Annotated in this window: 24 protein-coding genes; 14 read left to right on the forward strand and 10 right to left on the reverse strand. The window is 62.4% G+C overall.

Features of this window, described 5'->3' with window-relative positions; genetic code table 11:
- Nucleotides 1-124 precede the first annotated feature (124 nt).
- Both ACFPN5_RS09550 and ACFPN5_RS09555 read left to right on the forward strand, forming a co-directional pair.
- Nucleotides 125-1,093, forward strand: a complete 969-nt coding sequence (locus tag ACFPN5_RS09550; protein ID WP_379782511.1) for a quinone oxidoreductase family protein — start codon at nt 125-127, stop codon at nt 1,091-1,093.
- Nucleotides 1,094-1,208: 115 nt separating this feature from the next.
- Nucleotides 1,209-1,724, forward strand: a complete 516-nt coding sequence (locus tag ACFPN5_RS09555; RefSeq protein WP_379782513.1) for a GNAT family N-acetyltransferase — start codon at nt 1,209-1,211, stop codon at nt 1,722-1,724.
- Here the strand turns inward: ACFPN5_RS09555 and ACFPN5_RS09560 are convergent.
- From ACFPN5_RS09560 to ACFPN5_RS09580, 5 genes are all read right to left on the reverse strand, one after another.
- Nucleotides 1,691-1,930, reverse strand: a complete 240-nt coding sequence (locus tag ACFPN5_RS09560; RefSeq protein ID WP_379782515.1) for a hypothetical protein — start codon at nt 1,928-1,930, stop codon at nt 1,691-1,693. The two genes, ACFPN5_RS09555 and ACFPN5_RS09560, sit on opposite strands and share 34 nt — an antisense overlap.
- Before the next feature lie 99 nt (nt 1,931-2,029).
- Nucleotides 2,030-2,797: a meso-2,3-butanediol dehydrogenase gene (gene budC / locus ACFPN5_RS09565; protein ID WP_379782517.1), complete on the reverse strand. Its 768-nt coding sequence runs from the start codon at nt 2,795-2,797 to the stop codon at nt 2,030-2,032.
- A 53-nt stretch (nt 2,798-2,850) separates the two neighbouring features.
- Nucleotides 2,851-3,696 (reverse strand): oxidoreductase, encoded by an 846-nt coding sequence (locus ACFPN5_RS09570; RefSeq protein ID WP_379782519.1) that lies wholly within the window; start codon nt 3,694-3,696, stop codon nt 2,851-2,853.
- 18 nt (nt 3,697-3,714) lie between these two features.
- The gene (locus ACFPN5_RS09575; protein ID WP_379782521.1) at nt 3,715-4,026 is read right to left on the reverse strand and encodes a putative quinol monooxygenase; all 312 of its coding nucleotides are present in this window, start codon (nt 4,024-4,026) and stop codon (nt 3,715-3,717) included.
- A gap of 119 nt (nt 4,027-4,145) precedes the next feature.
- Complete coding sequence (locus ACFPN5_RS09580) at nt 4,146-5,021, reverse strand: oxidoreductase (protein ID WP_379782523.1); 876 nt, start codon at nt 5,019-5,021, stop codon at nt 4,146-4,148.
- A 478-nt stretch (nt 5,022-5,499) separates the two neighbouring features.
- Between ACFPN5_RS09580 and ACFPN5_RS09585 the strand changes: the two genes are divergently transcribed.
- Nucleotides 5,500-5,916, forward strand: coding sequence for a Cif family virulence factor (locus tag ACFPN5_RS09585; protein ID WP_379782525.1), 417 nt, complete (start codon nt 5,500-5,502; stop codon nt 5,914-5,916).
- Between the two features lie 193 nt (nt 5,917-6,109).
- Here the strand turns inward: ACFPN5_RS09585 and glmS are convergent, their stop codons facing one another.
- Nucleotides 6,110-7,939 carry a glutamine--fructose-6-phosphate transaminase (isomerizing) gene (glmS, locus tag ACFPN5_RS09590; RefSeq protein ID WP_379782528.1) on the reverse strand — a complete coding sequence of 610 codons (1,830 nt, stop codon included), beginning with the start codon at nt 7,937-7,939 and terminating at the stop codon, nt 6,110-6,112.
- Nucleotides 7,940-8,097: 158 nt separating this feature from the next.
- Here glmS and ACFPN5_RS09595 point away from each other — a divergent pair, with 158 nt between their 5' ends.
- Nucleotides 8,098-8,571 (forward strand): Lrp/AsnC family transcriptional regulator, encoded by a 474-nt coding sequence (locus ACFPN5_RS09595; protein ID WP_379782530.1) that lies wholly within the window; start codon nt 8,098-8,100, stop codon nt 8,569-8,571.
- Between the two features lie 146 nt (nt 8,572-8,717).
- On the opposite strand, the gene glmU is transcribed toward ACFPN5_RS09595, so the two are convergent.
- Nucleotides 8,718-10,094 (reverse strand): bifunctional UDP-N-acetylglucosamine diphosphorylase/glucosamine-1-phosphate N-acetyltransferase GlmU, encoded by a 1,377-nt coding sequence (glmU, locus tag ACFPN5_RS09600; RefSeq protein ID WP_379782532.1) that lies wholly within the window; start codon nt 10,092-10,094, stop codon nt 8,718-8,720.
- A gap of 42 nt (nt 10,095-10,136) precedes the next feature.
- Here glmU and ACFPN5_RS09605 point away from each other — a divergent pair, with 42 nt between their 5' ends.
- From ACFPN5_RS09605 to ACFPN5_RS09630, 6 genes are all read left to right on the forward strand, one after another.
- Complete coding sequence (locus ACFPN5_RS09605) at nt 10,137-11,018, forward strand: DUF6279 family lipoprotein (protein ID WP_379782535.1); 882 nt, start codon at nt 10,137-10,139, stop codon at nt 11,016-11,018.
- A gap of 73 nt (nt 11,019-11,091) precedes the next feature.
- Nucleotides 11,092-11,733 carry a 16S rRNA (guanine(966)-N(2))-methyltransferase RsmD gene (gene rsmD / locus ACFPN5_RS09610; RefSeq protein ID WP_379782537.1) on the forward strand — a complete coding sequence of 214 codons (642 nt, stop codon included), beginning with the start codon at nt 11,092-11,094 and terminating at the stop codon, nt 11,731-11,733.
- Nucleotides 11,734-11,844: 111 nt separating this feature from the next.
- Nucleotides 11,845-12,342: a pantetheine-phosphate adenylyltransferase gene (coaD, locus tag ACFPN5_RS09615; protein ID WP_379782539.1), complete on the forward strand. Its 498-nt coding sequence runs from the start codon at nt 11,845-11,847 to the stop codon at nt 12,340-12,342.
- 39 nt (nt 12,343-12,381) lie between these two features.
- Entirely contained in the window at nt 12,382-12,642 is a 261-nt protein-coding gene (locus ACFPN5_RS09620; protein ID WP_379782541.1) for a YfhL family 4Fe-4S dicluster ferredoxin, read from the forward strand.
- A gap of 69 nt (nt 12,643-12,711) precedes the next feature.
- Nucleotides 12,712-13,266 carry a DUF1003 domain-containing protein gene (locus tag ACFPN5_RS09625; protein WP_379782543.1) on the forward strand — a complete coding sequence of 185 codons (555 nt, stop codon included), beginning with the start codon at nt 12,712-12,714 and terminating at the stop codon, nt 13,264-13,266.
- A 197-nt stretch (nt 13,267-13,463) separates the two neighbouring features.
- The gene (locus ACFPN5_RS09630; RefSeq protein WP_417568507.1) at nt 13,464-14,663 is read left to right on the forward strand and encodes a methyl-accepting chemotaxis protein; all 1,200 of its coding nucleotides are present in this window, start codon (nt 13,464-13,466) and stop codon (nt 14,661-14,663) included.
- A gap of 73 nt (nt 14,664-14,736) precedes the next feature.
- Here the strand turns inward: ACFPN5_RS09630 and ACFPN5_RS09635 are convergent, their stop codons facing one another.
- Complete coding sequence (locus ACFPN5_RS09635; protein WP_379782547.1) at nt 14,737-14,949, reverse strand: hypothetical protein; 213 nt, start codon at nt 14,947-14,949, stop codon at nt 14,737-14,739.
- Between the two features lie 159 nt (nt 14,950-15,108).
- Between ACFPN5_RS09635 and ACFPN5_RS09640 the strand changes: the two genes are divergently transcribed.
- Nucleotides 15,109-16,092: a LysR family transcriptional regulator gene (locus ACFPN5_RS09640; RefSeq protein ID WP_379782550.1), complete on the forward strand. Its 984-nt coding sequence runs from the start codon at nt 15,109-15,111 to the stop codon at nt 16,090-16,092.
- A 22-nt stretch (nt 16,093-16,114) separates the two neighbouring features.
- On the opposite strand, the gene ACFPN5_RS09645 is transcribed toward ACFPN5_RS09640, so the two are convergent.
- A complete protein-coding gene (locus ACFPN5_RS09645) occupies nt 16,115-16,570 on the reverse strand; it encodes an Lrp/AsnC ligand binding domain-containing protein (protein WP_056340766.1) in 456 nt (151 codons plus the stop codon).
- Between the two features lie 210 nt (nt 16,571-16,780).
- Here ACFPN5_RS09645 and putA point away from each other — a divergent pair, with 210 nt between their 5' ends.
- Nucleotides 16,781-20,428 carry a trifunctional transcriptional regulator/proline dehydrogenase/L-glutamate gamma-semialdehyde dehydrogenase gene (gene putA / locus ACFPN5_RS09650; protein ID WP_379783105.1) on the forward strand — a complete coding sequence of 1,216 codons (3,648 nt, stop codon included), beginning with the start codon at nt 16,781-16,783 and terminating at the stop codon, nt 20,426-20,428.
- Nucleotides 20,429-20,467: 39 nt separating this feature from the next.
- The gene (ald, locus tag ACFPN5_RS09655) at nt 20,468-21,583 is read left to right on the forward strand and encodes an alanine dehydrogenase (protein WP_379782552.1); all 1,116 of its coding nucleotides are present in this window, start codon (nt 20,468-20,470) and stop codon (nt 21,581-21,583) included.
- Nucleotides 21,584-21,592: 9 nt separating this feature from the next.
- On the opposite strand, the gene ACFPN5_RS09660 is transcribed toward ald, so the two are convergent.
- Nucleotides 21,593-22,366, reverse strand: a complete 774-nt coding sequence (locus tag ACFPN5_RS09660) for a 5'-methylthioadenosine/adenosylhomocysteine nucleosidase (RefSeq protein ID WP_379782554.1) — start codon at nt 22,364-22,366, stop codon at nt 21,593-21,595.
- Between the two features lie 1,414 nt (nt 22,367-23,780).
- Here ACFPN5_RS09660 and ACFPN5_RS09665 point away from each other — a divergent pair.
- Complete coding sequence (locus ACFPN5_RS09665; RefSeq protein ID WP_379782556.1) at nt 23,781-24,821, forward strand: NAD(P)H-dependent flavin oxidoreductase; 1,041 nt, start codon at nt 23,781-23,783, stop codon at nt 24,819-24,821.
- Nucleotides 24,822-24,825: the final 4 nt, after the last annotated feature.

The following is a 24,825-nucleotide window of genomic DNA, read 5'->3' on the forward strand; positions in this document are numbered from 1 at the left end:
GCCGCAAGACATTTTCAGATTATCACCTGAATGGGAATAGTGCAGCATCAAGCAGCTGGTTTATTCACAGTGCGCGATTGCCTACCATGGACTCACTCAACCACCACTGAACAGGGAGTCCACCATGAACCAGCAGATCCGCATCATCGAAACCGGCCAGCCATCCGTCATGCGCCTGGAAGCAACACCCGCCATCGGCCGTCCCGGCCGCGGCCAGGTGCACCTGCGCCACGAAGCGATCGGCGTGAATTTCGTCGACACGCTGTTCCGCTCGGGCGCCTTCAACGTGCCGCTGCCGCTGGCAATGGGCGTGGAAGGAGTCGGCGAGGTCGTCGCCGTCGGCGAGGGCGTGACGCATGTCCAGCCGGGTGACCGCGCCGCCTACTTCTTCTCCTTCGGCGCGTATTCCAGCGAACGCCTGATCGAGGCCCAGCACCTGGTCAAGCTGCCGCGCGAGATCGCCTCCGACACCGCCGCCGCCACCTTCACCAAGGGCCTGACTGCCTGGATGATGCTGTTCGGCGCGCACCGCCTGCAACCGGGCGAGACGGTGCTGGTGCACGCGGCGGCCGGCGGCGTCGGCTCGATGGTGGTGCGCTGGGCCAGGTCGCTCGGCGCGAACGTGATCGCCACCGTGGGCAGTGCCGACAAGGCCGCCCTGGTGCGTTCCTGGGGCATTGAGCACGTGCTGGACTCCGGCGACGCGCAACTGGCCGGGAAGGTGCGTGCACTGAACGGCGGCCGCGGCGTCGACGTCGTGTATGAGCTGGTCGGAAAAACGACGTTTGCCCAGTCGCTGCGTGCGCTGCGCGACGGCGGCCACCTGGTCCACGTCGGCAATGCATCGGGCAACCCGGCAGTCGACAAGGCGGAGCTCTCCGAGCGCGGGATCCGCTACGTGCAGCCTAGCACCGGCCAGTACGTGGGCGAACGCCGGGAACTAGAGCGCGCCAGTGCAACGCTCTTTGCTGCGATGAAGGACGGCGTGTTCGGCGAAGTCGCGCCGACGCGCTACCGCCTGCAAGACGCGGTCCTGGCCCACGAAGACATCGCCGCACGGCGCCTGAGCGGCGCAGCGATTCTGTTGCCTTGATTGAGCCGCAAGCGTCGCCTGCGCACGGCCGGCGGCCGTGTTATGGTGGCGACCTGCCGGCATGGGACCGTCGTCCCTTGCCGGCTTCGTTCATTTCCGTATCCAGCTTTCGCTTATGTCCTCCACCCCCGACATCCAGTTCCGCCCACTTCACCACGATGAATGGGAGGCCTTCCAGGCTTTGCGCCTGCGCTCGATCGCCGACATGCCCGAAGCGATCTATCCGACCTACAAAGAGGAAAGCAGCCGCACTCCCGAACAGGCCCGCGCGCGGATCACGGAGACAGACCACCAGGTGGTCTTCGGCGCCTACCGGGACGGCGAACTGATCGGCATTGCCGGCCTGCGCCGCGAAGCGCTGGTGCAGGTCGCGCACAAGGGGATCCTGTGGGGTGTGTTCGTGCACCCTGAGCGGCGCGGGGGCGGCATTGCGCGCCGCCTGTTGCAGGCCCTGTTCGACTACGCGCGCAGGGCCGGTGTCAGGCAAATCCATCTCAACGTCAACATCGACAACCCGCGCGCCGGTGGCTTGTACCGCTCGATGGGTTTCGAGGCGTACGGCCGGGAGCCGGATGCCATGCAGGTCGGAGGCAGGTATTACGACGAAGACCTGATGGTGCTGCGCTTGTAAGCTTCAGGTTCCGGAAACTCGTCACGCTCCAGGCGATATCCGAAGGCTTCGAGGATACGCACATTCAAACGCACGTTCTGCAGGTGGTAAGCCGCCCATCTTGGGTCTCGTACCGCTTTGTCGCGTTCGCTTTCGGTGTCGCGGCGCAAGGCTTCTATCAATGCTATCCGTTCGTTAGGCAGCAAGTATTCATTTAGTACATTCATGTTGGTCTCCTCATCGCAGACAAGGCGACAACAGCCATGCTTGCAAAAACGGCGCAGGAGCGAATGCCGGTGGCCCGCTCCCACGCCGCTGGGCTGCGGCTATTTACCCCATTCGGGGCCGCCATCGGTACAGGTTTGTCCGCCGTCGACCGGCAGCACGATGCCGGTGATCCACTGGGCTTCATCCGAGGCAAGGAAGGCGACGGCCGCGGCGACTTCCTCCGGCTGGCCGGCGCGACGCAGTGGAATCCTCTCCCAGGCTTTTTCGAGCAGCGCTTCGTCTTCCATGATGCCGTCGACCATGCCGGTCACGGTCAGGCCCGGCGCCACCGTATTGGCGCGCACGCCGAAGCGGCCCATGTCGCAGGCGGTCGAACGGGTCAGGTTGGCAACGCCGCCCTTGGCCGCGTTGTAGGCGGCATGGCTCCAGCCCCCGCCCAGCGAGGACACCGAGCCGATATTGATGATCGCCCCCTTCGATTGCATCAGGTGCGGGATCGCCGCACGACTCATGTAGAACACGCCGCTCAGGTCGGAGCCGATGCAGGCTTCCCAGTCTTCGTCCGTCGTTTCGTGGATCTTGCCGACCAAATTCATGCCGGCCGCGTTCACCAGCGTGTCGATGCGGCCAAAGCGCTCGACCGCCGCCGCGACCACGGCGTCGCAATCCGGGCGTTCCGAGACGTCGGCCGCAACCGTCAGCACCCGGTCGGCAGGAAGACCGTGAAGCGCCTCCGTGAGCCGCTTCTGGCTGCGTCCGGAAATGACCACCCTGGCGCCTTCGTCGAGCAGGCGGCGCGCGCATGCCAGGCCGATGCCGGATCCACCGCCGGTGACGATGGCTACTTTGTTCGCAAATCGTTTCATGATGTTTCCTCCTCAAGTAATGGGTAACAGGGATGAGCGTCCGTGATGGCTGCTCAGGCTTCGTTCGGTGGAAAGTCGGCGCCACGGGAAACCTGCTCCCAGCCGCTGAAGTCGGTGCGCATTTCTTCCAGCTTCGCCATGCCGACCTCCATCGCCTCGTTGCCGAGCAGGAGATAGCGCGGCGGACGTTCGGCGGTCACGGCCTGGAAGATGGCCGCGGCGGCGCGGCGCGGGTCGCCCGCCTGCTTGCCGACCGAGGCGTGGTAGGCCCGTCGCGCCGCGCCTGCGGTGCTGTCGTAATCCGCGATGGGGGTGCTGGTCTCGTTCGCGGAACCGGCCCACTCGGTGCGAAAGCCGCTCGGCTCGACGGTAAGGACCTTGACCCCCAAGGGGGCGAGCTCCTTGGCCAGGGTGTCCGACAGGCCTTCCAGCGCAAACTTGCTGGCCGAGTAGTAGCCGACCGCTTCGAAGCCGCTGATGCCGCCGATCGAGGTCAGGTTGACGATGCAGCCGCTGCGCCGTGCGCGCATCGACGGCAGCACCGCGTGGATCATGTTGGCCGCGCCGAAGAAGTTCACCTCCATCAGCTCGCGCGCCTGCTCCGCGTTGGTTTCTTCGACCGCCGCGAAGTAGCCGATCCCGGCATTGTTGACCAGGACGTCCAGCTGCCCGAAATGCGCGAGCGCCTGTGCGGCCGCCTCCTTGCACTGTGCGGCATCGGTGACGTCGAGCGCCAGCACCAGCGCCTGGCCGGGGCGCGCCAGGTCGGCGATCTTGTCGGTCTTGCGTGCCGTGACCACGACACGCTGGCCCTGCCCGAGCAGGTGTTCGGCGATATGGCGGCCAAAGCCGGTGGAGCATCCGGTCACGAACCAGACGCGTTGTTCTCGTGCGTCCATGGGTTTCTCCTTTCCGTATCAGGCGGGCGAGCGGATGTCGAGGAAGCGGATGTCCGGATCGCCCTCGCACAGTTGGGGCACCTGCTGCATGAAGGCGCCGATGTACGGGGTCGACATGTGGAAGTCGAAGGCGGCGCGGTCACGCCAGTTTTCCAGCACGATCCATTCGGCGCTGTCGTGCCGCGACTGGCAAATCTGGTAGAAGCGCGAACCTTCTTCGCGGCGGGTTGGGGTGACGAGGGACAGCAGTTGCCGCCCCAGTTCCTCGTTCTTTCCGACGCGAGCGCGGAACACCGCGACGACCGCGAGCGACGCTGTATTGGTACTCATGGAATCCTCCTGTATCGAAGTGTTTGGTGGAAGTCATGATGGAGCAGGGGGGCACTACGATCTATCGGCAGCTTGCGTGCACTGTCGATGCATTGCTATCGGCTTCGGTGGACAGGCCGTTACCCCTGGACCGGCGGCTGCCATTGCCGGCTGTCGGCATAGGCGCCGTCGGTAGCGGACGACAAGTCGCGCCAGGTATCGATGTCGGCGCGCATCCGGTCCAGCTTCTGGAGGGCGGCATCTGATGCCGCCGTGCCGGCCAGGAAGCGCAGGGACGGCTGCCGATCGTTCACCAGCGCGACCAGGGCGCGCGCCAGCCGTGCCGGATCGCCCGCCTGGAACCCGTTACGTGCCTCGAAGGATGCGCGGATCCTGTCGCGCGCGGGGTCGTAGTCTGACAGGGCCGCGGCGCCGATACGCAGCGAGCGCGGGGACAGGAAATCGGTGCGGAAGGGGCCGGGTGCGACGATCGTCACGCGGATACCGAAGGGCGCGAGCTCCTCGGCCAGGGCCTCGGAAAAGCCTTCCACCGCAAACTTGCTGGCGCAGTAGATCGAACTGAAGGCCGACCCGCGCACGCCGGCAAGCGATGACATATTAAGGATATGGCCTGCGCACGCTTCCCGCATCGAGGGTAAGACGGCGCGGGTAACTTCCATCAGGCCGAAGACGTTGCTGTCGAACTGGTCGCGGATATCCTGTGCCGTGCTCTCCTCGAAGAATCCAAGGTGGCCATAACCGGCATTGTTGACCAAGACATCGATGCCGCCGAAACGCTCTACCGCCGCATCGGCTGCCGCCCGCGCGTCCTCAAAACGGGTGACGTCGACCCGCGCGACCATCAGGCATTCGCGTTCGCCCCCGAGCGCGTCCAGCACCTGCTCCGGATCACGCCCGGTCGCCATCACGCAGTCGCCCGCTGCCAGCGCCGCCTTGGCGATCTCGACACCGAGCCCGCGGCTCGCCCCTGTGATGAACCAGCTTTTCTGCATCATGTCCTCCCATGGAATGTGTGTGATTCCATGGTAGGAGCGATCGGGGCATGATTGAACGCGTAATCCTCGCGAGCTCTTGCCTGATTCTACAAACGTCCGCCGGGCAGCACCCACCGTTGGGCGGCGTCAGCTGCGCCAGCGCTCGGAGCCCTGGTCGAAGCCCTTCGCTGGCGCTAACGTTCGACTATTATTTTGGTAGAGGATTAGGCAAGAACTGTCGAAGATCCTGTTACCGCTCGTTGGGTGACGGCTCCTATACTTTTCATCACAGCAGCGGAATATCTGGCAAGGATCTGGCAAATGGCTACCGGTTCCGCTCCCAACGTGAAATCATTGATAGAGAGGTGGAAAAATGTTGAAAAGCGCACTCGCACTAGTCCTTGGTATTGTCTGCTCCTCGACGTTCGCTGCGGACGTTCGCACTGATTGCGCGAGCACAGGGAAGGAAGGCGTCGCCCAGCTTCACCGGGACTGGCTGATGATCGGCTGGGAACGCAATACCGGCGATCCAGACTTCAATTTCAGGAAAGACCTCGGCAAATACTACGACTTCAACAGCAAGGACCTGAACCTGTTCGACGATTTCGATCCAGAACTCAAGGTACGCCACACGGCGGACGACTACGGCAAGGTCTGGTATGGCCTGGTCCCCAAGTTCAAGAGCGTGCTTCACAAGATCACCGAGCAGCCGGGCGTAGTGGCGGCTGGGCCGGGCTACAGCCACTCGGTCATGGAGTTCGTGTTCGAAGTAACGCCGAAGCAGGGAGATGCCATGTATCTGATCTCGCGTACATCGATCCTGTGGCGCTGCACTGCCGATGGATGGAAGATCTTCAAGGAACACAATTCGGCGCGGCCGACGACTGCAGCGGCGTATCAGAACGCCAGGTCGTAGAGCAACACCGATAGTCTGAGCAACTGCAGCGACAGCGCTATCGGATCGGTAGAGTCAATCACATCATTATCGTTGGAGCACAATATGTCGCGAGCCTGCATGCGGGCCAAGCGAAATGGCTTGGACCGCATGCAGCTATTGACTCCGACAGAGCACTCCTTGCCTGCACTGCAGACCTTGAAATAAGGCCGGCTTACTCTACCGTCACCGACTTCGCCAGGTTACGCGGCTTGTCGACGTCGGTGCCGCGTGCCAGCGCCGTGTGATATGCCAGCAGCTGCAGCGCGCACACGTGCAGGATCGGCGACAGTTCGCCATAGTGTTCCGGCAGGCGGATCACATGCAGGCCATCGCCCGAGGTGATGCGCGAGTCGACGTCGGCAAACACGTACAGTTGGCCGCCGCGGGCGCGCACTTCCTGCATGTTCGACTTCAGCTTTTCGAGCAGCGCGTCGTTCGGGGCGATGGTAACGACCGGCATTTCCTCGGTCACCAGGGCCAGCGGGCCGTGCTTCAGTTCGCCTGCAGGGTAGGCTTCGGCGTGGATGTACGAAATTTCTTTCAGCTTCAGCGCGCCTTCCAGGGCGATCGGGTAGTGCATGCCGCGGCCCAGGAACAGGGCGTTTTCCTTGCGCGCGAATTCCTCGGCCCAAGCGATGATCTGCGGCTCCAGCGCCAGCACCGCGGAGATGGCGACCGGCAGGTGGCGCATCTGCTTCAGGTACTTGGCTTCGTCCTCATCGTTCAGGCGGCCGTTGACCTGCGCCAGGGTCAGGGTCAGCAGGAACAGGGCGGCGAGCTGGGTGGTAAACGCCTTGGTCGAGGCCACGCCGACTTCGACGCCGGCGCGGGTGATGTAGGCCAATTCGCATTCGCGCACCATGGCGCTGGTCGAGACGTTGCAGATCGTCAGCGTGTACGGCATGCCGAGGCTGCGTGCGTGCTTCAGCGCGGCCAGGGTGTCGGCGGTTTCGCCGGACTGGGTAATGGTGACGACCAGGGTCTTCGGATGCGGCACGCTGTCCCGATAACGGTATTCGCTGGCGATCTCGACGTTGACCGGCACCTTGGCAATGCATTCGATCCAGTATTTCGCGGTGAGACCAGCGTAATAGCTGGTGCCGCAGGCCAGGATCAGGACGCGGTCGATGTCCTTGAAGATTTTATAGGCGTTGTCGCCGAACAGTTCCGGCATGATGCCGGTGACGCCTTCGAGGGTGTCGCCGATGACGCGCGGCTGCTCGAAGATTTCCTTCTGCATGTAGTGGCGGTACGGGCCCAGCTCGGCCGCGCCGGTGTGGGCGTGCACGGTTTTCACTTCGCGCTCGACTGGACGGCCTTCGCTATCGACGATCCAGTAACGCGACAGTTGCAGGTCGACGACGTCGCCTTCTTCCAGGTAAATGATCTGGTTCGTGGTGCCGGCCAGCGCCATGGCGTCGGAAGCGACAAAATTCTCGCCCTCTCCCACGCCCAGGATCAGCGGCGAGCCCTGGCGGGCGGCAACGACGCGGTGCGGTTCTTCGCGCGAGAAGACGGCAATCGCGTAGGCGCCGTGCAGGCGTTTCACGGCCTGCTGGACGGTGTCGAACAGGTCGCCGTTGTACATGTGGTCGACCAGGTGGGCGATGACTTCGGTGTCGGTCTGGCTCGTGAAGACATAGCCCAGGCCGGTCAGTTCAGTGCGCAGTTCGTCGTGGTTTTCGATGATGCCGTTGTGCACCAGTGCGATACGGGCATTCTCTTCGGTCGGCGAGAAGTGCGGGTGGGCGTTGTGCGAGGCCGGCGCGCCGTGGGTGGCCCAGCGGGTATGGGCGATACCGGTGAAGCCTTCCAGGCCGCTGCCGGCGATCTGGTTTTCGAGTTCGGCCACGCGCGAGGTGCTGCGCGAACGGGCTAGGCGGCCCTCGACGTGCAGCGCAACGCCGCAGGAATCGTAGCCACGGTATTCGAGACGTTTCAGGCCCTCGATCAGGATGGGGGTGATGTTACGCTGAGCTACTGCACCGACGATACCGCACATGGACTTACCTCGTAATAAAAAATTAGCAATAAATCGTATCGTATGGCAATACGCATGAAATATGCTTTCAGAATTCAGCTATTTTTGTCATAAAATTTCACATACGCAGTATGATGAAATAATATTACGTTTATAGCCAAATACTTTTCTGGAATTTCATGAGCACACCGCTACCACTGCTGGACGAACTTGATCGTCGCATCCTGAACGCCTTGCAAAGTGACGCATCGCATACCAATGCTGAGCTCGCCGAGCTGGTGCACGTGTCACCACCGACTTGTCTGCGCCGCGTCAAACAGCTGACCGAGAACGGCGTCATCGAGCGCCAGGTCGCCATCGTCGCGCCCGAGAAAGTCGGCGCCCGGCTCACGGCCATCGTCGAGATCACGCTCGACGTGCAAGCGGCCGAACGGATGGCGCAATTCGAAAAGCTGGCGGCGCAGGAAGATGCCGTCCTGCAATGTTACCGCGTCGCCCCTGGCCCGGATTTCGTGCTGGTGGTGCAAGTGGCGGACATGCCGGCCTACCATGCGCTGGCGCACCGGCTGTTCGCCACCCACGCCAACGTGCGCAATGTGAAGGCGTATTTCTCGACCTTCAGAAGCAAGTTCGACACGCGCATCGCGGTCTGAAGAAGGTCTAGCAGCCGCCGCTGCCTGTGGACAACTTTGTGGAAGACTATGTGGAACCACACGGGGTAAGCACTGGATAAGCCAGTGGATACCCCTGTGATTTTCCTGTCGATATCGGCAGGGATAAGCCGTGTACAGGCGGTGGATTACTTCTTCGTTTTCACTGGACGAACCCAGCCTTCGATCGTCATTTGCTTGGGACGCGAGATGGTCAGCTTGCCGGCCGGCGCGTCTTTCGTGAGCGTGGTACCGGCGCCCAGCGTGGCGCCCTTGCCGACGGTGACGGGGGCCACCAGCTGGCTGTCGCTGCCGATAAAGGCGTCGTCCTCGATCACGGTACGGAATTTGTTGGCGCCATCGTAATTGCAGGTGATGGTGCCGGCGCCGATGTTCACGCGCGAGCCGATCGTGGCGTCGCCGATATACGCCAGGTGGTTGGCCTTGCTGTGCGCGGCGACCTGGCTGTTCTTCACTTCGACGAAGTTGCCGATGTGGACATCCTGGCCGAGTTCGGTACCCGGGCGCAGGCGCGCATACGGGCCGATCTGCGACTGGGCGCCGACGACCGCATCCTCGATATGGCAGAACGGCTTGATGGTGGCACCCGCGCCGATGGTGGCATTCACCAGCACGCAATGCGGACCGACCGTGACCCCATCGGCCAGTTCGACGCGGCCTTCGAACACGCAGCCGACATCGATGGTGACATCGCGCCCGCACACCAGTTCGCCGCGCACATCGATGCGCGCCGGGTCCATCAGGGTGACGCCTTTTTCAAGCAAGGCATTCGCGATGTTGAGCTGGTGGCGGCGCTCGAGTTCGGCCAGCTGCACCTTGCTGTTCACGCCCGCCACTTCCCATTCGGCCGTGGCGGAGACCGAGGTCACCGCCACACCCTCGGCCACCGCCTGCGCGACGATGTCGGTCAGGTAGTATTCGCCCTGGGCATTGTTGTTCGACAGGGCGGACAACCAGCGCTTCAGGTGGCGGGTCGGGATGGTCATGATGCCGCTGTTGATTTCGCGAATCGCGCGTTCCGCCTCGCTCGCATCCTTTTCTTCGACGATGCGCACGATGCGCCCGTCTTCGCGCACAATGCGGCCCAGCCCGAACGGGTTGGCCTGCTCGACAGTCAGGATGCCGAGCTTGTCGGTGCCGGCGGCCTCGACCAGGCGGCGCAGCGAGGCTTCGGTGGTCAGCGGCACGTCGCCGTACAGCACCAGGGTCGGCACGGTTTCGTCGAGCTGGGGCACGGCCTGCATCACGGCGTGGCCGGTGCCCAGCTGCGGCTGCTGCAGGGCGGTGTCGATCGGCACTTGTCCGTCAGCAGCGAGCCCGGCGACCATTTCCGGCACGGCTGCGCCGCCATGCCCGTAAATCACGCATAATTTACTCAGCGTCAGGCGACTAGCCGTATCGATAACATGTTGCAGCAGCGGCTTTCCAGCCAGCGGATGCAAGACTTTTGGCAGCGCGGACTGCATCCGCTTCCCCATGCCGGCGGCAAGGATGACAACATTCATAAGCCGTACTCAAGAAAAGTTTATAAGATGGAAAAGTTTAGCATGCATCCACCCTTGCTCCAGCGCACGCGTGCGCTGTTTCTGATCGCACTGATCGCCTTGACGGCTGCCTGCAGCTCGATTCGCCTCAGCTACAACAACGGCGACACCCTACTGTACTGGTGGCTGGACGCTTATGTGGACTTTGAAGGGGAACAGTCCGATTGGGTCAAACGTGACATCCGGGAACTGTTTCAATGGCACCGCAAAACCCAGCTGCAGGACTATGCCGCGCTCTTGTCCGGCTTCCAGCGCCAGCTGGCCGGCAATCCGACCCAGGCTGATTTGCTCGCCGGTTACCGCCAGATCCGCAACCGCACCGAAACCCTGGCGATGCACGCCGTCCCCGACATGGTCGACCTGGCGCGCTCGCTCACGCCCGAGCAGATCCGCCAGATGGAAGAGCGTTTCAACAAGAAGAACGAAGAATACCGCCGCAAGTTCGTCAGCGGCAGCGTCGAAAAACGCCAGGAGGCACGCTTCGACAAATCGATGGACCAGTTCAAACTCTGGTTCGGGAGTTTTAACAACGAGCAGGAAGCGGCCTTGCGCCGGGCGTCGGACGCGCGTCCGCTCGACAGCAACGTCTGGCTCGAAGAGCGCATCCTGCGCCAGCGCAAGATCGTGGCGCTGGCACGCAAGGTGCAGCAGGAAAAGCCGAGCAAGGAGCAAACCACGGCCATGATCACCGCGCTGATGCGCGAGTTCTTCGGCCGCATGGACGCGCCCGACCGCAAGGCCTTCTACGACAGCTACGCCAACTCCACGGCGAACTACATCCTGGCCGCAATCCGCATCGCCACGCCGGCCCAGAAGGCGCATGCCCAGAATCGCATGCAGGGCTGGATCAACGACCTGAATACCCTGGCCCGGGAAGCGAAATAAAGGGGACAGCTGCGCAAGCAGCTGCCGGTTTCTCACAAGCCCGGTTGCACCCCCGTCTGCTATAGTGCGCGCCATGCAAAAACGACCCCCTAAGCCACAGGGCCAGCATGGCCGTCCACGCCTCGCCCCCCAGCAGGTGCGCATCATTGGCGGCGCCTGGAAACGGCGCCTGCTGCCGGTGCTCGATGCGCTCGGCCTGCGTCCCACGCCCGACCGCGTGCGCGAAACCGTGTTCAACTGGATCAACCACCAGCTCGGCGGCGACTGGGAGGGGGCCGATTGCCTCGACCTGTTCGCCGGCAGCGGCGCGCTGGGTTTTGAGGCGGCCAGCCGCGGCGCCCGTTCGGTCACCATGCTCGACAACCACGGCCCGGCCGCGCGCCAGCTCGAGCTGAACAAGGAAACCCTGAAGGCCGACAATGTCACCGTGCTGCGCGGCGATGCGCTCACCGTGGCACGCGACCTGGCAGCGCGCGGCCAGCGTTACGACGTGATTTTCCTCGACCCGCCTTATGGGCAAGACCTGCTTGCGCAGGCCTTGCCGGCCTGTGCGCCGCTATTGAACGAAGACGGCATGGTGTTTGTCGAAGCTGAATTCGCCCTGCCTGACGGAGACGCGGCGCCGGACTGGCTCGCTCCATGGGAGCAGCTGCGGGCCGACAAGGCGGGCATGGTTTTCTATCATCTTCTGAAGTTGCACGAAAACAAGGCGTAAGCCCGGTATTTCCGCCCAATTTGCGGGCAAACAGGGTCCCATGCTGGGGCAACTGCCGGATTTTCAGGCATAATGCGCCTTTCTATACAGGTGTATCTCCAGGGAGCCGCAATGGTTGTAGCCGTTTATCCAGGTACCTTCGACCCGCTCACCCGCGGCCATGAAGATTTGGTTCGCCGCGCGTCCGGGCTGTTCGACACCCTGGTGGTCGGTGTCGCCGATAGCAAGAACAAGAAGCCCTTCTTCTCGCTCGAGGAGCGCCTGGAGATCGCCAACGAAGTGCTGGGCCATTACCCGAACGTGAAGGTCGAAAGCTTTTCCGGCCTGCTCAAGGATTTCGTGCGCGAGCACGATGCCCGCGTGATCGTGCGCGGCCTGCGCGCCGTGTCCGACTTCGAGTACGAGTTCCAGATGGCCGGCATGAACCGCTATCTGCTGCCCGATGTCGAGACGCTGTTTTTAACCCCGTCCGATCAATACCAGTTCATTTCCGGCACCATCGTGCGCGAAATCGCGATGCTCGGCGGCGACGTCTCGAAATTCGTTTTCCCTTCGGTGGACCGCTGGCTGCAGCAGAAAATCGCCTCGCTGCCGGCGCCGCAAGCCTGATTCTTCTCCTGAACCAGGCATTTTTGTAGAGCAGTAATCATGGCCCTATTCATTACCGACGAATGCATCAATTGCGACGTGTGCGAGCCCGAGTGCCCGAACGACGCCATTTCGATGGGCGAAGAGATCTACGAGATCGATCCGCATAAGTGTACCGAGTGCGTCGGCCACTTCGACGAACCGACGTGCCAAGTGCTGTGCCCGGTCGCCTGCATTCCGTTCAATCCGGCCTGGCGCGAAACGCGCGAAGAACTGCAGGCCAAGTTCGAACGCCTCACGGCCGGCAAGAACGCCGCCTGAGCGTCGGCGCGCCGCGCACGCGGCGTCAGCCGTCCTTGTCCGATTTCACCCCCGTGTTATGCTGCTTTCATGGGTAAAGAAGACGATCTGGCGGTGCGGCTGCCGAATTCGGTGAACGAAAATATCGGCACCATCGCCGAGTATTATGCTCGCCACGAGCAGCAGGTCACCCGCCCCCAGGCCATTGTCGAAAAGATGAGCCGTTATCTCGGCCACCCGGGTTACGTCTTCGGAAATGTCATCTTCATCATTGCCTGGATTGCCTGGAACCTGGCCGCACCCGAGTTCGGTTTCGACCAGTTCGACGAGCCGCCGTTTTTCTGGCTACAAGGTTTTATTGGCCTCAACGCCCTGCTCATCTCCACCACCGTGCTGATCCGCCAGAACCGCATGGCGAAGCTGGCCGAACAGAATGCCCACCTCGACCTGCAAGTAAGCCTGCTGGCCGAGGAAAAAACCAGCAAGATCATCGCCATGCTCGAGGAATTGCGGCGCGATTCCCCCGACGTTCCCGACAAGGTCGATGACGAAGCCGAAGAACTGTCCCACTCGGCCGACACGAATACGGTGCTGGAAGCGATCGAACGCGAACACAACCACGACAACGCCCACGAGAAGCACTGATTCCCGTCCTCCCTTTGTGCTTTTGCAGCATTGACATAGCCAACCAATCTTGATTTACAACAAGATTTCGGTGCTATATTGATATTGCTGTTTTAGCACGAGCATACTTTCAGGACGGGGTTTCAGTGAACATCAATAATCTGCGTATCGGCCAGCGCATGGCCATCGGCTTTGGCATCGTGATCTCCTTGCTGGTCATGCTGGCCGGCCTGTCGTATATCCGCCTGGCCGACCTGAACGCGGAGATGGCGACGCTCGTCCACCTGCGCCATGCCGACGCTGCCAGTGCCGCCGCCATGGCTGCCGCGCTGGCGCACACCACCGCGGTCACCCGCGAAACCCAACTGCTGATCCTGATGCTTGCCAGCGTGGCCGCCGCCATCTCGCTCGGCGTGGCCTGGCTGACGACGCAAAGCATCGTGCGCCCGCTGCGCCATGTCGTGAAAATCGCGCGGCGCGTGGCCGATGGCGACCTCACCAGCGAGATCCGCGTCGAGACCGGGGACGAAGCCGGGCAGATGATGCTGGCCCTGCGCCACATGAACGAGAGCCTGCAGCGCATCGTGCTCGACGTGCGCGGCAGTACCGAGGCCATGGCGGCCGCATCGAACCAGATCGCCAGCGGCAACATGGATTTGTCGTCCCGCACCGAACTGCAGGCCGCCTCGCTCGGCAGCACCGCCGGTTCGATGCGCGCCCTGACCGGCACCGTCCAGCAGAATGCCGACAACGCGCGCCAGGCCAATGTGCTGGCGGCGCAAGCCTCGAACGTCGCCGCGCGCGGCGGCAGCGTGGTGGCCCGGGTGGTCGACACGATGGGCTCGATCACCACCTCCTCGCAACGGATCGTCGACATCATCGGCGTAATTGACGGCATCGCTTTCCAGACGAATATCCTGGCCCTGAACGCGGCGGTGGAAGCGGCGCGCGCCGGCGAGCAGGGACGCGGTTTTGCCGTCGTCGCCGCCGAGGTGCGCAGCCTGGCGCAGCGCTCGGCGGCCGCCGCCAGGGAAATCAAGGTGCTGATCGGCGACTCGGCCGACAAGGTGCGCGAAGGCAGCCTGCTGGTCGAGCAGGCCGGCACCACCATGCGCGACGTGGTCGACAGCGTGCGCCGCGTCACTGACATCATGGCTGAGATCAGCGCGGCTAGCCTGGAACAGAGCGCCGGCATTGCCCAGGTCAGCCGCAACGTGGTCGACATGGACCTGAGCACCCAGGAAAACGCGGCACTGGTCGAGGAAGCGGCGCCCGCGGCGGCGTCGATGCAGGAACAGGCGGCCCAGCTGGCACGCGCGGTCGGCATTTCTAAACTGCATACCCCGGCGCCTGCCCTGGCGGCGAATGCGGCGGTGCGCCTGCCGGCGCCAGCGGGTGCATTCGACGACGCGCGTTAATTCACAGCGTCATCGACATGAAAAAACGCGGCGCCGGGAAACCGGGGCCGCGTTTTTTTGGAGCCTGTGAGCGTCAGGCGTCAATGCCGGTGGGACCCGCCGCTGCCGCCTTGCGGCTCAGGCCGGCACGCAGGACCAGCGCCAGGGCACGCACGACGCCCTGCAACAGCGGACGAAAGAACATGAGCAGGCTCGCGAGCAAGAACAGCATGAAGGCCGCGCGCACGGTTTCAGCAAGCGACAGCATGGGGAACGAAAACTGCACGAGGGTGGACGCGAACGACATGGGCTATGAATACGGATTGTTGTTGCAAGGAACTATAGTGCATTGCAACATATAAATCTAATTCTGTTTAATGATGTGCCTTATATTGATTGTGAATGAAATCGAGTACACTTTGAGGCAGACCAATCACCGCGCGCAAGCGCCAGCGAGCGACACGCCATGAGCTTTTTGACACTGGACCTGAACCTGCTGCGCGTGTTCGACGCAGTCATGACCGAGCAAAACCTGACGCGCGCCGCCGGCCACCTGGCCATGACCCAGCCGGCCGTCTCGAACGCGATCAAGCGCCTGCGCGAGAGCCTCGGCGACGAATTACTGATCCGCACCGCCTACGGTGTAAAACCGACGCCGCGTGCCGAAGCCCTGTGGCCGGCCGTGCGCGCGGCGCTCGCTTCGCTGGAAGCGGCCGTGATGCCCGAGACCTTCGATGTCTCGAAAGCGCAAGCCACCTTCCGCATGGCGATGGCCGACGCCACCGCCGCGTATTGGCTGCCTTCCCTGATGCGCTCGATCGAAAGCGAAGCGCCGGGCGTGAATATCCGCATGGTGCCGCTGACCACGCGCGAACCGCGCCCGATGCTGCTGCGCGGCGACATCGATCTGGCCGTCGGTTTCTTCCCCGGCGTGGCGGCGCAATTGTCCTACGAAACGGGCTCGCCGATTCGCCACGAGCGCCTGTATTCGGGCCAGTATGTGTGCGTGATGCGCAAGGGCCACCCGCTGGTCAATTCCAAGCTCGACCTCGACACCTATTGCCACGCCAACCATTTACTGGTGAGCTTTTCCGGGCGCGCGCACGGCCTGGTCGACGAGGCGCTGGCGCAGATGGGGCGCGAGCGCCGCATCCTGCTGACGGTGAACCAGTTCTTCACGGCCGGGCGGGTGGTGGCGAATTCCGACTTGATCACAGTGCTGCCGAAGCACCTGATGGTCTCGACCGGCATGACGGAAGCGCTGGTCTGGCGCGAACTGCCGTTCGCGCTGCCGGCCGTGCACCTCGACATGCTCTGGCACGAACGCGACGGCCGCAGCCCGGCCCACCGCTGGCTGCGCAGCAACCTGGAAGCGACAGCGGCGATGGCGACGCAGACCAAGACCGACCGGCAAGCGGCAAGCGGCGTAGAGCACGAAACACGTCATTGAGGCCCCCGGCCTCAATGCCTCTCTACCGAATCGGCAACTTCGTCGTATTCTTGACCTCTTCCATCACTGCATACGTGTGCGTCTCGCGCACACCTTTCTGCAGCAGCGTCTTGCCGAGGAATTCGCGGTAGGCGGCCATGTCCTTCACGCGCGCCTTGACGAGGTAATCGAAGCCGCCGGCCACCATGTGGCATTCCAGCACTTCCGGAATCAGCTGCACGCTCTGCTTGAAGGCGTCGAACACTTCCGGCGTCGTGCGGTCGAGCACGACTTCGATGAAGACCAGCAGCGAGACGTCGAGCAGCTGGGGGTTGAGTTGGGCCGTATAGCCCATGATGTAGCCGGACTCGTGCAGCTTGCGCACGCGTTCGAGACAGGCCGCCGGTGACAGGTTGACGCGGGTTGCGAGCTCGACGTTGCTAATGCGTCCATCGTTCTGCAACTCGGCCAAAATCTTCTTGGAAATCTTGTCCAGCATGCCGTCTCTCTCCAACATTAATATTATTTGGTTGAATTCTCGCACCAAAAACTATCTATTGCTAGTACCCGTTAAAAACAGAATTAATCCAGAAGAATTCCTTCTACAATCAAACGATTGAAGCACGTTCCAAAACGCGCGCCGGCTGCCACGCAGCCCGGCGCGTTTTGCTGTGCGCACCCCTCTGACTTGACCCTAGTAAAGACCACCATGCAGATCGCCGCCTCCCCGGCCACCACCTTCGTTCCTTTCGACGCTTTTCAATCGGAAATCAAGCACGAGCAGACGCCGCTGCGCGCCGCCATCACCGCCGCCTACCGCCGCGACGAAACCGAAGCCGTGCAATGGCTGCTGTCGCAGGGCGCCCGTCCCAGCCTTGAAGCCAAGCCGCTGGCGCACCGCCTGGTCTCAAGCGTGCGCGCGCAACGCACGCGCGCCTCGGGCGTCGATGCGCTGATGCATGAATTCTCCCTGTCGTCCGAAGAAGGCGTGGCCCTGATGTGCCTGGCCGAAGCGCTGTTGCGTATTCCCGACAGCGCCACCGCCGACCGCCTGATTGCCGACAAAATCAGCAAGGGCGACTGGCGCAGCCACCTGGGCGAATCGCCCTCGGTGTTCGTGAATGCCGCCACCTGGGGCCTGCTCGTGACCGGCAAGCTGGTCTCGAGCAACAGCGAGCGCGGCCTCGGTTCGGCCATGACGCGCCTGATCGCGAAAGGCGGCGAGCCGCTGATCCGCAAGGGGGTCGACCTCGCCATGCGCATGCTCGGCAACCAGTTCGTCACCGGTCAGACGATTGGAGAAGCACTGAAGAACAGCCAGCCGAACGAAGCGCGCGGCTACCAGTATTCCTACGACATGCTGGGCGAAGCGGCCCTCACGGAAAGCGACGCGCGCAATTACTACGCCTCGTATGAAGCGGCGATCCATGCGATCGGCAAAGCCTCGAACGGGCGCGGCATCAAGAACGGCCCGGGCATCTCGATCAAGCTGTCGGCCCTGCACCCGCGCTACAGCCGCGCCCAATATGCGCGCGTGATGAGCGAACTGCTGCCGCGCGTGCGCAGCCTGGTGCTGCTGGCCAAGGGCTACAACATAGGCATCAACATCGACGCCGAAGAAGCGGACCGCCTGGAAATTTCGCTCGACATGCTGGAAGCGCTGGCTTTTGACGCCGAACTCGCCGGTTTCGAAGGCATCGGCCTGGTGGTGCAGGCGTATCAAAAGCGCTGCCCGTTCGTGATCGACTACCTGATCGACCTGGCAAAACGCAGCGGCCGGAAGTTCATGGTGCGGCTGGTCAAAGGCGCCTACTGGGATGCCGAGATCAAGCGCGCCCAGGTGGACGGCATGCCGGGCTATCCGGTGTACACGCGCAAGGTGTACACGGATGTGTCCTACCTCACCTGCGCGGAAAAGCTGCTCGGCGCGACGGATCTCATCTACGCCCAGTTCGCCACCCACAATGCGCACACCCTGTCCGTCATCTACACCTGGGCGAAGGAGCGCGGTGTCGAGAACTATGAATTCCAGTGCCTGCACGGCATGGGAGAAACGCTGTACGACCAGGTCGTCGGCAAGGACAACCTGGACAAGCCGTGCCGCATCTATGCGCCGGTCGGCTCGCACGAAACGCTGCTGGCCTACCTGGTGCGCCGCCTGCTGGAAAACGGCGCGAATTCCTCGTTCGTGAACCAGATCGTCGACGAAAAAGTCGCGATCGACACCCTGCTGAACGATCCCTTCGAGGTCGCCCGCGCTGCCGGCTGCCTGCCGCATACGGGCATCGCCCTGCCGCGCGCCATGTTCGGCACCGAGCGCAAGAATTCCGCCGGCATCGACCTGACGAATGAAGACGCATTGCGCACGCTCGGCGCCGAATTGTCGCGCCAGCGCACTTACCGGGCCACGCCACTGATCGCCGGCGCGGTGCAGGGCGCCGACACGCTGGCCATCGTCAATCCGGCGCAATCGGCGGACGCCGTCGGCCAGGTGCAGGAAGCCGCGGCCGTCGATGTCGAGACCGCGCTGCAGGCGGCAAGTAGCTTTGCGGGCGAATGGCAAAGGAGCGCCAACACGCAACGCGCCGCGATGCTGGACCGTGTCGCCGACCTGTTCGAGGAGCATTGCGCCGAACTGATGGCCCTGGCCGTGCGCGAAGCAGGTAAATCGCTGCCGAACGCAATCGCCGAGATCCGCGAAGCGGTCGACTTCCTGCGCTATTACGGCGCTCAGGTGAAAGACGCACCCGCGGCGGAAGCACTGGGCCCGGTGACATGCATCAGCCCGTGGAACTTCCCGCTGGCGATTTTTACGGGTCAAGTGGCCGCCGCCCTCGCAGCAGGCAACGTCGTGCTGGCCAAACCGGCCGAACAAACGCCGTTAATCGCCTACCGCGCCGTGCAACTCTTCCACGAAGCAGGCTTCCCGGCGGCCAGCCTGCAATTGCTGCCTGGCCGTGGCGAAGTCGTCGGCGCCGCCCTGACCGGCGACGCGCGCGTAAAAGGCGTGATCTTCACCGGGTCCACGGAAGTGGCGCAACTGATCAACCGCACGCTGGCCAAGCGTGCTGAAGTCGAAGGCATCGACATACCGCTGGTGGCGGAAACCGGTGGCCAGAACGCGCTGATCGTCGACTCGTCGGCGCTGCCGGAGCAGGTCGTCCAGGACGTGCTGAGTTCGGCTTTCGACAGCGCCGGCCAGCGCTGCTCGGCCCTGCGCGTGCTGTTCCTGCAACAGGATATTGCCGACAAGACGATCCGGATGCTGAAGGGTGCGTTGGGTGAACTGCGCGTCGGCAGCCCGGACCGCCTGGGCACCGACATTGGCCCGGTGATCGATGCCGAGGCCCAGCGCAACCTGCTGACCCACATTGAGCGCATGAAGGTCACGGCAAAGAACCATTTTGCGCTTGAACTGCCGGCTGCAATCACCTCGCAAGGCACCTTTGTCCCGCCGACCGTGCTGGAAATCGGTTCTTTGGCGGAACTGAAGCAGGAAGTGTTCGGCCCGGTGCTGCACGTCGTGCGCTACCGCCGCGCCGACCTGGGCAAGGTCGTTGATTCGATCAACGCCACCGGCTACGGCCTGACCCTGGGCGTGCATTCGCGCATTGATGAAACCACCGATTTCATTACCAGCCGCGCGCATGTCGGCAACATCTACGTCAACCGCAACATTGTCGGCGCGGTGGTCGGCGTCCAGCCCTTCGGCGGCGAGGGTAAATCCGGCACGGGACCGAAAGCCGGCGGTCCGCTCTACATCAAGCGCCTGCAGCGCAACGCTGCGGCCCTGCTCGAGCACGGCCGGCAGCCGTATGCCGCCATGGTCGAGCTGATGGTATGGGCGCGCACCCATGGCCATGACAAGCTGGTCAGCCTGGGGGAAAGCTACGCCCGCACCCAACTGAATGGGGTCACGCTCGATTTACCCGGCCCGACCGGTGAGCGCAACCGCCTGTCATTCAGCCCGCGCGGCGTGGTGCTGTGCGCGGCCGTGTCAACCGAAGCAATGCTGAATCAATTGGCAGCTGCGATGGCAACCGGTAACCGCGCCCTGGTACTCGCCGGCGCGCAGCTGAACATGCCGGATGACCTGCCGCCGGAAGTCAAGGACCGCATTCGATTCATCGGTGCGCAGGAGGTAGACAAGTGCGATTTCCGGATCGCGCTGGTCGAGGCGGGAATGAAAGGGGAGTTGCGCTCGCAACTGGCGGCCCGTCCGGGCTCGATCGTCAGCATCGTCGATACCGATGGCGTGGCGCCGATTGCCCTGTGGCGCCTGGTGGCTGAACGTGCCCTGTGTGTCAACACGACCGCCGCTGGCGGCAACGCAAGCCTGATGACGCTGGGACTGTAATCATGTAGATGTTTTGTCGTTTAAAAATTGGAGGAAGACATGCTAGTTGGCGTTCCAAAAGAGATAAAAAACCACGAGTACCGGGTCGGCCTGACCCCGCCTTCCGTGCGCGAACTGGTCGCACGGGGGCATGGAGTGATTGTCCAGAAGAACGCCGGCAGCGAGATCGGCCTGCTGGATGAACAATACCTGGCCGCCGGCGCATCGGTCGTGGAGACGGCGCAGGAGATTTTTTCCCGCGCTGACATGATCGTGAAGGTGAAGGAGCCGCAGCCGGGCGAATGCGCAATGCTGCGCGAAGGCCAGATTCTCTACACGTATTTGCACCTGGCCCCCGATCCGGAACAGACGGCGGCGCTGGTGAAATCAGGCGCGGTCTGCATTGCCTACGAAACCATCACCGGCCAGGGCGGTGGCTTGCCGCTGCTCGCGCCGATGAGCGAAGTGGCGGGGCGCATGTCGATCCAGGCCGGCGCCGCCCACCTCGAGAAATCGAAGGGCGGCATGGGCCTGCTGCTGGGCGGCGTGCCGGGCGTGGCGCCGGGTCATGTGGTCATCATTGGCGCCGGGGTGGTCGGCACGAATGCCTTGCAGATGGCGGTTGGCACCGGTGCCCGCGTGACCGTGCTCGATAAAAACATCGACCGCCTGCGCCAGCTCGACCTGGTTTACGGCAATCGCATCGCGACCCTGTATTCGAACGCCCATGCGATCGAGGAAGCCGTGCTCTCGAGCGATCTCGTCATTGGTGGCGTGCTGGTGCCGGGCGCGGCGGCGCCGAAACTGGTCACCCGCGACATGATTTCACGCATGAAGAAGGGCGCCGTCGTGGTCGACGTGGCGATCGACCAGGGTGGCTGTTTCGAGACTTCGCGCGCCACTACCCATGCCGACCCGACCTTCGTCGTCGATGGCGTGGTGCATTACTGCGTGGCGAACATGCCGGGCGCCGTGGCGCGCACCTCCACCTTTGCCCTGAATAACGCGACGATCGGGCACGCCGTGGCACTGGCGACCAAAGGCTGGCGGCGTGCATTGGCGGAGGATATCCACCTGCGCAATGGCCTGAACGTCGGTCTCGGTAAAGTCACCTACCAGGCCGTGGCGGAAACGCTGGGCTACGACTACGTGCCGGCCGACTCTCTGCTGGCCTGAACTTCAGTTTCAACCCTCACTTGAAACCTTATCCGCCTGCAGGCAAAAGCGCCTGACGATGTGAAAGGCATACCGCGCGGCCACTGACTTCACGAAACGCATGAAGTCGGTGGCCGCGTTTTCATTGGCGTTGTCCGAAATCGTCCTGACCACCCCACAGGGCACGCCGAGCTCGTAACACACCTGGGCCACTGCCGCCCCCTCCATTTCGACCGCCACCAGCCCGGGAAGGGCATCGTTGAGGCTGTTGATGTGGCTGGCATCGTTCACAAACTGGTCGCCGCTGGCCACCAGGCCGCGGTGGATGCGCGGTTGCACCAACCCGAACACGGTTTTTTCGCGTGCATCGATGGCTTCTTCGAAATCGCGGTCCAGGAAAGCCTGCGCCGCATCGGCCAGCCGCGTTCCCAGGCGGTGATCGGCCGGAAAATGCGACAGGCCGGTCAGCGGCACTTCAAAGCGTGGAAACAAGGGACTGGCATCCATGTCGTGCTGGACCAGCGATTCGGCCACCACGATGTCCCCCACCTGCACCGTTTTGTCCCCAGCGCCGGCAACGCCGGTAAACAGAATGTGCGTAACTCCGAACTTTTCCACAAGCGTTGTCGCTGTCATGGCTGCGGCAACCTTGCCTATACGCGACAGGACGCACACAGCGTCGATTTCAAAGAGCTTTCCGACCCAGTACTCGCGCTGACCATGGATGAGCTTGTAGGGGCCCTGCATGGCTTCCACGAGCCCCTGTTGTTCTTCGTACAGCGCGCTGATGATTCCGAGACGCATATTTTTGTTCGTTTTTTGCCAGGTTGGATGAGATACAGGCGTGTTTCAGGTGTTTTCGCCTTTGCCGGAAGCGGGTTGTCCTGCTTTTCCGCTCTTTCAGATGTTTACAGTAATAAATGTATATATAAAGCTGGTAGTAGTAGTAAACGTCGACTTTGCTGTGGATAAGAAGGGTTTACTCCACAAGATCAGCAGTTTACGTGCTGCCGAACGAGCGGGACAAGGATTGTATCGAGCTTGCACGGATGTTGGAGAAAAAAACAGTTGTCTTCAGTAAACGTGTTTCTGCACATTGGGTCTTGTGGATATGCAGGGTGTTTTCCACAGGTGAGGTGGCTCAGTTCGGGTTTTTGTTGGCAAAACGGGGTTTGCGGCTGTCTGACGGTCAACCTCGTGGAGTAATGCAGCCTAGATGCCTGCATTACGAGTCCACCCTACGTTACGCCACGGTCACTTGCTTGCGATACGAGCAGCTGGACCATGATCTCTTTTAGCCTGCAAATTGTTAGCCACGACGTTTTTGTAAAGTGGACCGGCCACGAAAGGCTCTTGAGTCCACGCTGTCGACCAGTTGCTCAGTCTGGACGTGTCTGGTTGCACCCGCTTTAGCCTCTTCTATCTCGTGCCAAACCATTGAGCAGCAAATCAGCCACGACCGTTGGCAAAACCACCAGCATTCGCGCTCCGCTTTTGAACTTTGCCTTCTTCATCTATTTAATAACAAGAGATGTATACAAAACTGGTAGTAGTAGTAAACGCCCCCCTGAACTGTGGATAACAGCGAATTTCTCCACAAGGTCAAGGGTTTACGTGATGTCGGATGTGCTGAACAAGCCTTGTATCCAGCTTGCACGGAATGCGTACAGATTTCGGGCCGGTGCAAACGGCGGCCGTTCTGCACATTCGCTCCTGTGGATATACATGAGTTTGTCCACAGCCGGCATCGGGGCAGGGCGGTCTGCAGCACAGCAGGTTGCCTGGCGCAGTGCAGCTTGCCGGCAAAGTCGACCAGTCGAGCCCGGACGAACCTGGCCGAGACCGGCTTGACGCGTCAACCCAACAATTCGAGGCCACCATGAAAAAAATTTCGAAGCGCTTCGCGCACAGCGTCTCAGGTTTACAACCAAAGTATGTATACAAGGTTAGTAGTAGTGTTAACAAGTGGCATTTTCTGTGGATAAGTCGGTTAACGGAAGTGAAATCATTGGTTTACGGGCTGTATAAGCCGTGGTTTGCTGTTGTATCGCCGAGTTGGCAAATCTGAACAAGATTTCGGGCCAGGGAAAAAGCCCCATTTCTGCACAAACCGTACCTGTGGATATCAAGAACCTTATCCACAGATGCCCCTCTGGCGTTCCGTTTACGATCTGGTAAGCTTCATTTCCTGGACTGACACTGACGAGCGGAGGGAGACATGGAATTCGAAGCATTATTCGATGTGCCTGTCATCCAGGGGCCGATGGCTGGTGGCGCTTGCACGCCCGAGCTGGTCGCTGCCGTGTCGAATGCCGGCGGACTCGGCGCGTTTCCCGGTTCGCTGCTGGCGCCGCAGGTCATCGAGGAACAGGTCGCACGCATTCGCTCGCTCACTAGTCGGCCCTTCATGCTGAATTTTTTCGTGCAGGGCACACCGGCCCCGACGGACGAGGAAGTCGAGCACGCCATCGACTTGCTGCGACCGGTCTGGACCAGCCTCGGCTGGAGCGAATTGCCGCATCCAAAGAAATGGAACGAAGACTTCGCGGCGCAGTTCGATACCCTGGTGGCGCTGCGCCCGGCGGCCGCCAGTTTTACCTTCGGCATCCTCGAAGCGGGCCAGGTGGAACGTCTGCATGCGGCCGGCATCCTCGTCGTCGGCACCGTGACCACGGTCGAGGAAGCGCTGGCATGGCAGGCGCTCGGGGCCGACGCGGTGGTCGCTTCCGGCGTCGAGGCGGGCGGGCATCGCGGCACCTTCATCGGGCGCCAGGAAGACGCAACGCTGGGGGCCAGTGAACTGTGGCCGCAGGTGGCAGCGGCAGTGGCGATTCCCGTGATCGCCGCCGGCGGCATCATGACTAGCGCCGACATCAAACGCGCACTGGCAGCAGGCGCGCGCGCCGTGCAGATGGGCACCGCCTTCCTCGTGACGGACGAGGCGGGCATCCACCCGGCCTACAAGGCACGCCTGATTGGGGGCAGCGGCAGCACCAGGCTGACGCGCAGCTTTTCCGGCCGCTATGCGCGAGGCATCGAGAACCGCTTCATGCAGCAGATGGCAGCCGTGGAGGCACGAGTGCCGCCTTATCCGATCCAGAACGCGCTCACCGGCCCGATCCGTGCGGCAGCGGCCGCCAGTGGCGATACCGAATTGATGTCGATGTGGGCCGGCACCGAATTTGCCCGGGCGCGGCCGATGCCGGCCGGGCGCCTGGTCGAGCTGCTCGCCGCCGAGTTACAGTCCTTGCAGTCCTGACAGG

It is taken from the genome of Massilia niabensis, assembly GCF_042655085.1.
GTDB lineage: Bacteria > Pseudomonadota > Gammaproteobacteria > Burkholderiales > Burkholderiaceae_D > Telluria > Telluria niabensis.